Annotated in this window: 8 protein-coding genes and 2 riboswitches; of the genes, 7 read left to right on the forward strand and 1 reads right to left on the reverse strand. The window is 62.3% G+C overall.

Annotation, left to right across the window (positions count from 1 at the left end; all coding sequences use genetic code 11):
• Positions 1-307: 307 nt before the first annotated feature.
• Positions 308-1,834 carry a M23 family metallopeptidase gene (locus Q0K06_RS12320; protein ID WP_294552975.1) on the reverse strand — a complete coding sequence of 509 codons (1,527 nt, stop codon included), beginning with the start codon at positions 1,832-1,834 and terminating at the stop codon, positions 308-310.
• A 410-nt stretch (positions 1,835-2,244) separates the two neighbouring features.
• Between Q0K06_RS12320 and Q0K06_RS12325 the strand changes: the two genes are divergently transcribed.
• The 7 genes from Q0K06_RS12325 to Q0K06_RS12355 form a co-directional block, all read left to right on the forward strand.
• Positions 2,245-3,108 (forward strand): metallophosphoesterase, encoded by an 864-nt coding sequence (locus tag Q0K06_RS12325; protein WP_294552977.1) that lies wholly within the window; start codon positions 2,245-2,247, stop codon positions 3,106-3,108.
• A gap of 127 nt (positions 3,109-3,235) precedes the next feature.
• Positions 3,236-5,101 (forward strand): tRNA uridine-5-carboxymethylaminomethyl(34) synthesis enzyme MnmG, encoded by a 1,866-nt coding sequence (mnmG, locus tag Q0K06_RS12330; RefSeq protein WP_294552980.1) that lies wholly within the window; start codon positions 3,236-3,238, stop codon positions 5,099-5,101.
• Positions 5,102-5,197: 96 nt separating this feature from the next.
• The gene (locus Q0K06_RS12335) at positions 5,198-5,689 is read left to right on the forward strand and encodes a hypothetical protein (RefSeq protein ID WP_294552983.1); all 492 of its coding nucleotides are present in this window, start codon (positions 5,198-5,200) and stop codon (positions 5,687-5,689) included.
• Between the two features lie 26 nt (positions 5,690-5,715).
• Complete coding sequence (gene mnmA / locus Q0K06_RS12340; protein ID WP_294552985.1) at positions 5,716-6,756, forward strand: tRNA 2-thiouridine(34) synthase MnmA; 1,041 nt, start codon at positions 5,716-5,718, stop codon at positions 6,754-6,756.
• Positions 6,757-7,004: 248 nt separating this feature from the next.
• Positions 7,005-7,202, forward strand: coding sequence for a hypothetical protein (locus Q0K06_RS12345; protein ID WP_294552986.1), 198 nt, complete (start codon positions 7,005-7,007; stop codon positions 7,200-7,202).
• 61 nt (positions 7,203-7,263) lie between these two features.
• Positions 7,264-7,346: riboswitch (cyclic di-GMP riboswitch) on the forward strand.
• Between the two features lie 39 nt (positions 7,347-7,385).
• Complete coding sequence (locus Q0K06_RS12350) at positions 7,386-11,405, forward strand: MucBP domain-containing protein (protein ID WP_294552987.1); 4,020 nt, start codon at positions 7,386-7,388, stop codon at positions 11,403-11,405.
• Between the two features lie 194 nt (positions 11,406-11,599).
• Positions 11,600-11,691, forward strand: a riboswitch (cyclic di-GMP riboswitch).
• Between the two features lie 26 nt (positions 11,692-11,717).
• Positions 11,718-13,699: InlB B-repeat-containing protein (locus tag Q0K06_RS12355; RefSeq protein WP_294552989.1), on the forward strand; the 1,982-nt coding region annotated here is incomplete at its 3' end.

Here is a 13,699-nt window from a genome sequence, read left to right on the forward strand (position 1 = left end):
TTTCTATCCCTGCGTTATACGAAATAGTAGGGCGGTTGTCTGTAATATTATAGTGCTACTTTACCGTACATGAGCATCGGTGCCCCGCGTATCGTTCCTGCGTCGCCCGAGCAGAGTTACCTGCCCAGACTTGTGAGCGGCTGCAATTCAATGACCTTTCTCAATGCCGCACCAAGTCTCTGCGTTTTTTCTCAGCCGCTGCCCGAGGCAAAAAAGAAGAAAAGGCAGTTATCAGTACGGTAGCCGCCTCTTTACACAAAAAAGCCGCCCCCGCGCCACAGGCGCGGGGACGGCTGACTTATTTTGCTCAGGGCAGATAGGACAGGGGATTGACGGTGGTGCCGTTGATCTTCACCTGGAAGTGGCAGTGGTTGCCGGTGGAACGGCCGGTGGAGCCCACCCGGGCAATGGTCTGGCCCTGGTAGACCTTGTCTCCCACGCTGACCAGCAGGCTGGAGCAGTGGGCATAATAGGTTTGATAGCCGTTGCCGTGGTCAATAATGACGTAGTTGCCGTAGCTCCAGTTGCTGCCGGTGCCGGTGCCCGCCCAGATGACGGTGCCGCCGTCGGCGGCCTGGATGCCGGTGCCGTAGGGGGCGGCGATATCGATGCCGGAGTGGTAGCTGTAACTGCCGAAGATATACCGGTAGCCGAAGGAGGAGGTGATGTTGCCGTAGACGGGCCAGATGAAGTAGCCGTTGGGCAGCCAGCTGGGCCGCTCCTTGGTGCCCACCGCGATGACCTTGGTGGTGGGCTCGGTAAGGGTGACGGTGTTGGTGACGGTGCGCTCCCGCTCATTGCCGTTGACATAGGTCACGTCGGCGGTGACCTCCGCCAGGCCCTCGCTGCCGGGGTCCAGCACCTTGGTCTCGCCCTGGTACATGGAGCTGTCCTCCACCTCCTCTACCGGGCTGGCAATGGCCTCCTGGTAGGTGATGGTCTCAGTGGTCTGGACGGACAGGAAGGGGATAACCTCCCGCACGTTGAGGATCTGGCCGATATAGATGTTGTTGATGTCCACGCCGGGGTTCAGGGCCTCCAGGTCGGACAGGGACATGTCGTTGTCGTAGGCGATCTGCATGAAGGTGTCGCCCTTCTGGACTTCATAGGTGGTCTGGCCGTTGGTGTTTTCAGTCAGGCGGGCCTCCATGGCGGACAGGTCCTGCTCCACGTCGGAGGGGGTGTACTGCCGGCTGATGGACACGGACTCCACAAAGTCGGCGGAGGTGGTGTTCTCGTTGACATAGGGGGCCTTGATGGCGTCCAGCATGGCGGTGAGGGAGGCCTCGTCCTCGGCGGCGCCGATAAACTCGCCGTTGACCTTGAGCACGTAGCTCTTCATGACCTCGCCGATCTGGTCGAACAGGTAGGTCTCAAAATCGCCCACATTGGACAGCTTGTCCTTCTCAGTGAGGGCGAACTCATAGGTGACGGCGTTGTCCAGGGTGTAATCATACCCCAGAATATCGGAGGCCCGGGCCTCTACCCGGTCCATGGCGGCCTCAAACACCTCCGGCTCGGTGACCACGCCCAGGGTGACGCCGTCCACCGACACCGCATAGCTGGGGGTGTACACAGTGCCCACCACCAGGGCGGTGCCGATTACGCCGGCGGCCAGCAGGAAGGCCAGAGGGCCCACCGCCTTGCGGCCCGCCACGGCGGCGTCCGCCCGGTGGAGCACAGAGCTCACCTTGCGGCCCGCGGTAATCAGGGCGTCCAGCAGGGGACGGCGGCCCTGTTCACGGGCGCCCTCCTGAACGCCGCCCGCCGTCTCTCCGGCGGGGATGGCGTCCGGCATCGCCTGCCGGCCATTGGAGTGTAAGATTTCGTCCATCGGAGAAGGACCTCCTTAGAAAACAAAGAAATCAAAAGAAGAATCCGCCTGTAAAACAGCGGAAACGCCGGAAATTACAGAACGGAGAGAAATAATTACAAACTGGTTACAAACGGTATCATACACGCTTTTTGCCTCCACGTCAATCCTTTTTTGCCTGTAAACAGGCCGGAAAGGGGAGTTTTTTTCTTCGGAAGGGAATGAGATGGGGGCAAAGCTGAAAAAAACAGGCGAAACTTTAAGAAAAACGTCTCCTTGTCCCGCCGGAGCGGCTTTTCTTGCGCGGGGCCGGCGGGGCGTGGTATAATAGCCGCTGCCCGGCTGTAATATGCTTTTATTTTGAGAGCCGGAATTTCCCGCCCCCTTTGGGGCGCGCAGAACCCATGTCGATCTACCATTGGAGGCGCTTCATGGCAAAGAGGAAATCCCCGCCCCGGCGCAGGGGGCTGCGGCTCCTGCTGGCGCTGGCGCTGGTGGTTTTGGCCGGCGGACTGTTCTTTTACGACCAGCAAAACCGGATTCAGACCGAGACCGTCACCGTCACCTCGGACCGCCTTCCGGCGGGCTTTGACGGCTACCGCATTGTACAGATTTCCGACCTCCACGGCAAGGAGTTCGGGGAGGACAATGAAATCCTGCTGGAAAAGACGGCAGAACTGGACCCAGACCTTATCGCCATCACCGGCGACGTAATCGACGACCCGGACCAGATGCGCATTCTGGAGCCTCTGGCCAGAGGGCTGGCCGCCATTGCGCCCACCTTTTATGTCACAGGCAACCACGAGTGGGCCATCCGGGAGGCGGGCACAGTGAAGAGCCTGCTGGAGGAGTACGGCGTGACGGTGCTGTCCAACGAGTACCTGACCCTGGAGCGGGGCGGGGATTCCATTGTCCTGGCGGGCATTGACGACCCCAACGGCCCCTACGACCAAAAGACCCCGGAGGAGCTGTCCGGCGAGATTCACGACGCCCTGGGGGACCCCTATGTGGTCCTGCTGGCCCACCGGAACGAGTACTACCAGGTGTACGACCGGTGCGGCTTTGACCTGACCCTGTGCGGCCATGTCCACGGGGGCCTCATCCGCCTGCCCTTTACCGACGGGCTCATCGACAACACCCGCCGCCGCCTCTTCCCCACCCACACCGCCGGGCTTTACCCCCTGGACGGGGGCGGCACCCTGATGGTGTCCCGGGGCCTGGGCAACGGGGGCATCTCCTTCCGGCTGTTCAACCGGCCCCATCTGCCGGTTATCGTGCTGAAGTCGGGAACGTGAGAGAAACGGCCTCCGGCGGGGTACTTTTCACCGGCGAAAAGTACCCAAAAGCCGCCGGGGACACAGGGGCGGAGGGGCCCTGCGGAAGCATCTTATCCTCATCATACAGAGAAAAGAGAGCATAACCATGGAATATTTCGGTGGAACCTTTGATATCGCGGTCATCGGCGCGGGCCACGCGGGCATCGAGGCGGCGCTGGCCGCCGCCCGGCTGGGCCTGCGGACGGTGTGCTTTACCGTAAACCTGGACGCGGTGGGCAACATGCCATGCAACCCGGCCATCGGCGGCACGGGCAAGGGCCACCTGGTGCGGGAAATCGACGCCCTGGGGGGCGAGATGGGCCGTGCCGCCGACGCCGCCTGCATCCAGTACCGCATTCTCAACCGGGGGAAAGGCCCTGCGGTGTGGTCCCTGCGGGCCCAGGCCGACCGGCGGGCATACCAGAAGGTGATGAAGCACACCCTGGAGATGCAGGAGAACCTGTGGGTCAAGCAGGCCGAGGTGGTGGAAATCCGCACGGAAAACGGCGCTGTGTCCGCGGTGGTCACCGCCACCGGTGCGGTGTACGCCGTGAAGGCGGCGGTGGTGTGCACCGGCACCTTCCTGGGGGGGCGCACCATCGTGGGCGATGTGGTGCGGGACTCCGGCCCCGACGGCCTTGCCGCCGCCCTGCCCCTGACCGGCTGCCTCAAGTCCCTGGGCCTTTCCATCCGCCGCTTCAAGACGGGCACGCCCCCCCGGGTCCACCGGCGGAGCGTGGACTTCTCCAGAATGGAACTCCAGCCCGGCGACCCGGAGGCCCAGCCCTTCTCCTTTGAGACGGCTGCGCCCCCGGCCAACAAGGCCGTGTGCTACCTGACCTACACCAACGCCGCCACCCATGCGGTCATCCGGGCCAACCTGGACCGCTCTCCCCTCTACGACGGCACCATCGAGGGGGTGGGTCCCCGGTACTGCCCCTCCATTGAGACCAAAATCGTCCGCTTCCCCGACAAGGAGCGGCACCAGCTCTTCATCGAGCCCATGGGCCTGGACACCGAGGAGCTGTACATCCAGGGCTTGTCCTCCTCCCTGCCCGAGGAGGTCCAGGTGGAGATGCTCCACACCATCCCCGGCCTGGAGCAGGCCGAGATGACCCGGGCGGCCTACGCCATCGAGTACGACTGCGCGGACCCCACGCAGCTCCTCCCCACCCTGGAGTGCAAGCACATCCCCGGCCTGTACGGCGCGGGCCAGTTCAACGGCTCCTCCGGCTATGAGGAGGCCGCCGCCCAGGGCCTGGCGGCGGGTATCAACGCGGCCCTCAAGCTGCTGGGCCGCCCGCCCATGGTCATTGGCCGGGACCAGGGGTATATCGGCGTGCTCATCGACGACCTGGTGACCAAGGGCACCGAGGAGCCCTACCGGATGATGACCTCCCGTACCGAGTACCGGCTGCTCTGCCGCCAGGACAACGCCGACCGCCGCCTCACCGGCCTGGGCCATGAGGTGGGGCTGGTGAGCGAGGAGCGGTATCAGGCCATGCTGGACAAGTATGCCGCCGTGGACCGGGAGTGTGCCCGGCTGGAGCGCACCGGCGTGTCTCCCTCCCCCGCCCTGGATGCCCTGCTGGCGGAGAAAGGGGAGCCTCCCGCCCCCAACGGGGCCCGGCTGGCCGACCTGCTCCGCCGCCCCCGGATGACCTACGGCGACCTCTCTCCCCTGGACCCGGCCCGGCCCCGGCTGCCCGCCGCCGTCACCCAGGCGGTGGAGATTGACCTGAAGTACCGGGGCTACATCGAGCGGCAGCAGCGGCAGGTGGAGGAGATGCGCCGCCTGGAGAGCCGTCCCCTGCCCCCGGATTTGGACTACCAGTCCCTCCAGGGCCTGCGGCTGGAGGCCCGTCAGAAGCTGTCGGACATCCGTCCGCTGAACCTGGGCCAGGCCAGCCGCATCTCCGGCGTCAGTCCGGCTGATATCGCCGCGCTGATGATAGCCCTGGAGCGGAATTGAGGAACAACCCCAAGTCCCCCTAAAAAAATCGTTATGATTTCTTCATAGATTATCCACATTTCCCCGGTAAACTGTGGGAAAAGGAGGCGAACGTCCGTGAGAAATGAGGACAGCATGGAACAGGAAGCCCGCCGTGGCGTGCGGCTGAACAAAATCGCCCTGGCGGCCCTGGCGCTGCTGGCGGTCATAGGCGCGTGGGTCCTGCTGAGCTGGTTCAGCCGCCCCCTGGACGACAGTATCACCCCCGACGGTCTGGCGGAGCATCTGGCTGACGGCGCCCTGGGCAAGACCGGCGGCGTGTACTATGTGCTGGACGACGGCAGCGACCTGGTGGACAACCTGGAGCTGTCCGGCTGGACCGTCACCCAGGAGGAGGCGGAAGGTGAGCCTCTGGTGGTGTTCCGCCTGTGGGAGGACTGTGAGCTGGCCCTGTACGAGGATGGCCTGGCCTACGCCTGGAACGGCTACGCCCCGTCGGACACCACGGGGGCCGTGTGGTACACCATCCCCGAGGACACCGCCCGGACGGTGGCCTCCCTGCTCAGGACCGACGGACAGGTGGAGGCAAACCCCGGTATCCGGTTCTGATTCACTTTATTTAAAGGAGCAAGCATGTGACAACAAAGCCAAAGGTAGTGCTGGGCCTGTCGGGCGGGGTGGACTCCGCCGTGGCGGCGCAGCTGCTGAGCCGGGACTATGAGGTCCACGGCCTGTATCTGGACATCGGCCTGGGGGGCGCAGGGCAGGCGGACGCCGCCGCCGTGGCCCGCCGGCTGGGTATTCCCTTCCACACCGCGGACATCCGGCAGCAACTGGAGCAGCAGGTGTGCGGCCCCTTTGCCGCCGACTATCTGGCGGGCCGTACCCCTCTGCCCTGCGCCCGGTGCAACCCCACGGTGAAATTCCCCGCCCTGCTGGCCCTGGCGGAGGAGATTGGCGCGGACAGGGTGGCCACCGGCCACTACGCCCGCACCGCCCTCGGCCCCGGCGGCCGGGTGCTGCTGCGCAAGGGGCTGCCCGCCAACGACCAGTCCTATATGCTGGCCCGGTTGCCCCAGAGTATATTACAGAAGGTAATCTTCCCCCTTGGTGATTACGAAAAGACCCAGGTGCGGGCCATGGCGGGTGCAGCGGAACTGCCGGTGGCGGACAAGCCGGACTCCATGGAGATCTGCTTTATCCCCGACGGGGACTACGCCGCCTGGCTGGAGCGCCGGGGTGCGGCGGCCCCCGCCGGGGACTTTGTGGACCGGGACGGGAAGGTGCTGGGCCGCCACGGGGGCATCCACCGGTACACCCTGGGCCAGGGCCGGGGACTGGGGGTGTCCGGCCCCCACAAGTACTATGTCACCGAGATTGACCCGGCGGACAACCGGGTGGTGCTGTCCGACGGCGGCGACCTGATGGCCCGCCGGGTGCTGTGCACGGATATGAACTGGCTCTCCGTGGACGGCCTGCCCGAGCCCCTGGAGGTGACGGTGCGCCTGCGCCACTCCAGGACCGAGCTGCCCGCCCTGGCCCGTGCCTGCGGGGAGGGCGTGGCGCTGGAGATGCGCGCCCCCGCCCGGGCCCCTACGCCGGGCCAGCTGGCGGTGCTCTACCTGGGGGACGTGGTGGCGGCCAGCGGCTGGATTGCCGGCGCGGAGCGGAGATAAGCGCTCAAATGGGATAAAAGGAGAACATCAGGCTGTCTGCCGGAACAGGGGCGGACAGCCTGCCCTTTTTTTGGAAAAGAAAAAAATGAAATGTGACCGAAATGTAACCGTTATGTGGTATGGTAAAAAGTGAAAAAACAGGCGCGCCTGTTTTGTGTCCGGCTTTGCCGGACACAAGGACCCGTGCAGACAAAATGGCTGCGCTCTGAAAGGTCGTGGGAAGGGCTATTGAGAGAAAGGGGTGGCGCATGAGACAGCACAACGCGGGATATTCCGGTTTCCTGATTCATATTGAGGGAACAGAGAACGCCACCTGGCAGGGAACGGTCACCATTGTGGACACCGGGAAGCGGGAGCCGTTTCGAAGCGCATTGGAGCTGATCCGGCTGATGGACAGAGCGGAGACCGAAAAAGAACAGGAAATTCCTGCCAGCCCAGAAAAATAGGCAGACAGCATTATTGCGCAGAGAGGAGGAATCCGGGAGAGAACACAGCAGAGCGAGGAATATATGAAAACGGCAAACCGCTGGAAACAGCGGGACGCAAAGCCAGGGGCCTAAAGCGAAAGCCAGGGCAGCCCAGCCGCCATCTATTCCGATTTCCAGAGAAGAACGAAAGGAGAACGGAACATGGCAAGAGCAAGATTAAGAAAGGCATTTGCATTGCTGCTGGCGGCCAGTATGACCATCAGCATGGTTACCGCGGGGGTTGCCGCGGCAGGAGACGAGCCGGAAACCCAGCCGGGCGTGGAGCTGAGCGCCGTAACCCTGCCGGGCGACCTGCCCGTGGACTACGGCACGGAGCTGGAGGAGGTCCTGGCGAAACTGCCCGGCACGCTGCCCGGGACAGTGGCCCAGGCTCCCACTGAGCCTGAGACTCCCACTGAGACCCAGGCTCCCGCTGAGACTGAGGCTCCCGCTGAGACCCAGGCTCCCGCTGAGACCCAGGCTCCTGCTGAGACCCAGGCCCCTGCTGAGACCCAGGCCCCTGCTGAGACCCAGGCTCCTGCTGAGACCCAGGCCCCCGCTGAGACCCAGGCTCCTGTTGAGACCCAGGTCCCCGCTGAGACTGAGGAGCCTGAGACGGTTGAGGTCCCTGTCACCTGGTCCTGCGACGGCTATGACGGCTGGACTGCCGGGGACTATACCTTTACCGCCGCGCTGGGCGAGGGCTATACTTACAGCGGAAGCCTTGATGTGACAGTGACGGTTGCCGCCCAGACTGGCGCAGTGGCCCGGATTGGGGAGACGGAGTATGACACGCTGGATGCGGCCATTGCGGCGGCAAAGGAGAGCACGGAGACTGATGTCACCATTGAGGTGCTTCAGAGCTGCAAAATAACGGCGGGCATTTCCGTGCAGCGGAACCTCACCATTCAGGCGGCGGAAGAGCTGGAAGAAAAGCCTGTTATTTTCTTTGACGGGAAGGGAATTTTTGCCCAAAACTGTGCGCTGACCTTTGAATCCTGCGTTGTTAACATGATGGCCAGTGACAATCCCGCCGGAAGCGGCGGGACCACGAACCTGATTGACGACAGCGATCTGACCTTTATCGGTTCCGACGTGACGATTGTCAACGATCATGCCGATACCGGCGGCGAAAGCGCCATCTATCTGTACCAGGGCAGCAATCTGTATATTCAGGACCAGTCCACCTTTATGATCTCCGGATACAATGACCAGTCCGGGGACAGCGGTATCTTTGCGGACGGTTCCGAGCGGGACGACAGCCTGCCCCACTTCCAGATCGTCATCAGCGGCGGCTCCACCGCCCTGATTCAGGACTGCGCCTGGGGCGGCATGACCATCAACCCCTGTGACCTGACGGTATCCGGCAGCTCCAGCCTTACCATTTCCAACTGCGGTGTGAACGGCGGCAAGCAGGGCCTGGGCTGCTACTACGGCAGCCTGACGGTTGAGAACCATTCCAAGGTTGATATCAGCAATAACGCAGGCAGCGACTGGGGCGTTTTTGTGGGCGGCCTGACGGTGGACGGTACCTCCGAGCTGAAGACCAACAGCAACAGCGGCTACGGCATTGCGGTCGGCGGCCCCGGCACAATTGCCTCCGGCGCAAAGTTCGAGGCCTGTGACAATGCCGACTCGGGCCTGTGGGTATATGTGAGCGGAAGCACCTGGAAGGGCGACGTCACCATTGAAGCTGGCGCGGATGTAACGCTTCTGCGCAACCAGAAGGGCGGCGTCTATAACCGGGGCACCCTGAATATGAATGCCGGTACCGTGATGAATAACTCCACGGCGACCAACGGCGGCGGCATCAACAATACCGGCACTGCGACCATCGGCAACGATGTCATCGTCTACAACAACCACGCCGCCACCGCAGGCGACGACATTTACAGCACCGGATCCATCACCTTCGGCGCGGTGGGAAGCGGCTGGGCTCTGGACGGCGACCCCGACTGTACCGACGCCATTGACGGCTGGTATCAGGACGGCGCGGACCACCGCTGGTCCGCCCACAGCGCGCCCCTGTACGCCTATGAGTTCACCGGCTACGGCGGCGAGGCCGTCAAGGGCGCGCTTGCCCTGAAGGCGGCCCACGGCCTGGTCCCTGTGGATCCCGGCGACCCCGAGGCGCCCGACTGGGAGATTTCCAAGTCCAAGACGGCCATGAACCTGGACGCCAACTATGAGTCCCGGGTGACCCTGGCCCTGCCTGCGGCGGGCTATGAGCGGACCATGGACGTGGTGCTGGTCATTGACGACACCCACGCCGGTTCCACCATTTTTGAAGATGCGGTAAACAGCCTGCTGGACGAGCTGGCTGAAAAGGACACCATGGACATCAAGGTGGGCGTGGTGGCCTTTGACGCCGTCTCCCGCGACTGGCTCAGCGCCACCAGCAACGGAGCGTACAGCGGCCTGGTCTCCATCAGGGACGCCGGCGCCCTGACCGCCCTGAAGAACGCCGTCTCCACCCAGCTGGATTACAGCGGTGAAGGCAGCATGAAGAAGGTGGGCGGCACCAACACCGAGTGGGCCGTGGACATGGCCTCCGAAATCCTGTCCACCGGCACCGGCGAGGATAAGTACCTCATCATGTTCAGCGACCTGTACGGCTACATCTACCGGGGCGACCTGACCATTGACGGCACCACCTACCATAATGTCCCCCTGAGCAAGCGCCTTGGCACTTGGAATCAGGGCTCCATGTCCATGGGCACCAAGTATGAGACCTTTGCCGACGCCTATGCCCACAGAAACGACCCGGACAATCAGACCGTGGACGGGTTCTTCCGCGACTCCTCCTGGGACAGCTACTGGAGCACCTACGGCGAGGCGGAAACTGTCCCTGAGAACACCATTGCCGACGCCTATCAGGTGGGCTCCCATACCTTCTCCGGCTTTGAGAAGTCCCTGTGCCTGACCTATGACCTGCTGGCGGAGGCCGCCGGCCAGGCCAGAATCATTGTGGTGAACAACAGCTTCTACACCGGCGATTCTCCCAAGGCCCAGACCATGGTCCAGGAGATGCTGGATGCGCTGGAGACCGGCGGCTACATCAAGACCTACCGCTACCAGACAGACAGCGCCGATGAGGCCCTTGCAGGCGATGCGGCCAGCGGCGTGTTTTCCGGCATCCGGGAGGACCTCATCCAGCTGGTGGACGCCGGGTCCAGGGTTGTGGACGTCATCGGCTTCGGCAACGACTACAACTTCGACTTTGTCAACGACATCAGCAAGCTGACCCTGACCGTAAACGGGCAGGAGCTGTCCAAGAAAGCTATCACCGCCACTTCCTACGGCTTCGGCGGCGACGGCACGGGCGAGTATGACTTTGTGGTCACCTACTATAAAAACGGCGAGGACGGCAGCTCCGACGAGTGCTTCGTGTGGGACATCAACGTGCCCGTCACCAAGGACGCCCCCGTGGAGCTGACCTACTCCGTGAAGCTGGCCGAGCCCAAGACCGCCCCCGGTACCTACGGCCAGTATGATGCCGACGGCAGCAAGCGTTATGGCGGCCTGTACACCAACAACAGCGCCGTGCTCTACCCCGTGGACTCCAACGGCGTTCAGGGCTTCCCCGAGCGCTTTGCCAAGCCCACCGTGTCCTACACCGTCGGCGGCGGTGGCGGCGGGATTATCCCCAGCTACAACTACTACACGGTAACCGTGAACTATCTGGACAAGGAGACGGGCGAGAAGGTTGCGGACAGCTATGTGAGCCCCAGCCGTATCCAGGGCAGCCGGTACGATGTGACGGCGTACGACGCCATTGCCGTTGATGGTTATACCTACGACAGCACCAGCGGCGACGCGCTGACCGGCACGCTGAACAGCAACAAGGTGGTCAACGTGTACTACGTGGCCGAGGCTACCGAGATTCCCGACGACGACACGCCCACCGGCGATCTGCCTGAGCAGCCCGGCGAGACCGACATCCCCGACGACGACACCCCCACCGGCGACCTGCCCGAGCAGCCTGAGGAGGGCAATCAGCCCGGCGAAGGCGGCGAGGTGGACATCGGCGATGGCGAGACGCCCACCGGCAACCTGCCCCAGACCGGCACCACCAGCGGCAGCACCGCGCTGCGCGCTGTGAGCGGCGTGTTCCTGTGCCTGGCGGTGGTATTCGGCGCCGTGACTGTGGTCCTGTTCCGCAAGGAGCGGGAGCAGGGCTGAGACAGCCGCCTTCCACAGGCATAACCCAGCGTGAAGTTCCGCCCCCGGCCATGGCCGGGGGCGGAACCTTTTTTAAAGCTGGTCGGGAAAAGAAATTTTCAAAATGTGACCGAAATGTAACCGTTATATGGTATGGTAAAAAATGAAAAACAGGCATGCCTGTTTTTTGTCCGGTGATACCGGACAAATTCTTCTGATGAAAAGAGCAAACCGGTCGAAAGGCCGGGACGCAAAGCCAGGGGCTAAAGCGGGCTCGTCCGACCGCCATGCCAGTCCGGCTGCCGCAGCATTCATTTGGAAGGAGAATGAACGATGTTGGCGAGAAAAGGGAAAAAATTTTTGGCGCTCCTCCTCACCCTGTGCATGGTCGTGGGCATGCTGGGCACCGCCGCACTGGCGGCAGAAGGCGACGAAACCGGCGATGTGCCCGGCGACCCGACGGAGTCCGCGCCGGTGGGGACAGAGGCACAACTGAATGAGGGTGTAAATATCATCCGTGAAAGCGCCTCAGACCTGACCTACAACATTGACCAGGGCAAGGTGGTTATGCTGGCCAGCCCCGCTGACGCCACGGAGCCCATCGTCTTTACCAACTGTACCTTCAATCTGACCGGAGAGACAGTCAAAATCAGCGGAAACCAGGACGGTATCAGCTACAATAACGGCGAGGTGGTTACCAAGCTGTGGATCGGCGGGAACGTCCAGTTTGACAACTGCACCTTCCTGACGGACGGGACGGGAAGCAAGAGCACCACTGCCGGCTATGACGCCTGTATCTACTTCTTCTCCGGGGACATTGTCCTCAACGGCTGCACCCTGACCGCCACCGGTTACAACGGCCAGTTCCTGGGCCTCTATGGCAGCAGCGGCAGCGTCACGTTTAATGACAGCGACATCAGCACGGTGAACAACCACAACGGCTGGAGCTATGCCATGTACGGCGGAAGTGTGCTCAAGCTGCTGAACGGCTCTACCATGACCGCCACCGGTATGAGCACAGACAGCGGCAACATCAACGCTTTCTATTCCGGTGACAACCGGACCGGCTATGACGCCATCTTTGTGGAGGACTCCACCATTGACTTCAGTGACAACAACGCTGGCGGCTTTGCCATCAACAATGTGAACATCCATGTGGATAATTCTACTATTACGGTGAACAATAATAAGGGCAATGCCTGCAACTCCGGCTACTGGGTCGTCAACGACTCCACCATTACCATGGATGGCAACCGGGGCGGCCACGCCCTGTCCTGTATTGGATTTAAAATGTCCGATTCTACCGTGGAGATTCTGCACAACGGCTATGCGGGTGTTTATATCCAATCCACAAATTCCTCTTTTACCAACTGTTCGGTGGATATCCGCTGTAACGGTGAGAAGCTGCTCAGCTACTCTGCCGGGGACCTGTGGCTCAATGGACACAGCCTGACGGTGTCCGGCGGTACTTCCAAGGCCCTGGAGGGCTCTCCCTGGCTGGGCGGCGTGGGCCGGAAGGGCGCCGTGACCACTACCGAGGGTACCACTGTGGTGGCCTACGACCTGAACACCAACGCGGCGGACAACCTGAAGAGCAATACGGAGCCTACCCTCACCGATGCGGCCCTGGCCCTGAACGGAGAGGACAACGGCCACACCCTGTTCCTCAATCCCTTCATGACCACCCCCTACGCCCGCGGCAACGCGGAGACCTCTGCCAGCAACAACGATGCTGACCTGTTTAAGGATGACAAGGTGACCGATCAGAGCGATATTATCAGCATTATCAGCATTGAAAACGCCAAGATTGACAGCCTGACCGACGCCAAACTTTCCCATCACCGCTATGACTGGGCCAACGGCGAAGTAATCCAGGAGGCGACCGGCGAGAACTACGGCATTATCCGCTATGGCTGCTTGGATTGCGGTACTTACATGAGCAATACCACCAGCCATCCCAACAGCTTCGACTGTGAGGGTACCTATGTGTACGCTCCCGCAGTGGCGCTGAGCTTTGATGCCAACACTACGGACACGGTGGAAAATATGCCGGAAACCCAGCAGGTGCTTTATAACACCGCCGGTACTCAGCCTCAGGAGGTCCCCACCCGCAGCGGCTACGTCTTTGACGGCTGGTATACCGATGCCAGCTGCCAGACGGCTTATGACTTCTCTCAGGCTCTGACGGTTAACACCACAGTGTATGCCAAGTGGAGTGTGCCCTATACTCCCCCCACGCCCAGCTACAACTACTACACGGTGACCGTGAACTATCTGGACAAGGAGACGGGCGAGAAGGTTGCGGACAGCTATGT

Origin of the sequence: uncultured Pseudoflavonifractor sp. (genome assembly GCF_944387805.1) — a bacterium.
In the GTDB taxonomy this organism is placed as follows: Bacteria; Bacillota; Clostridia; order Oscillospirales; family Oscillospiraceae; genus Pseudoflavonifractor.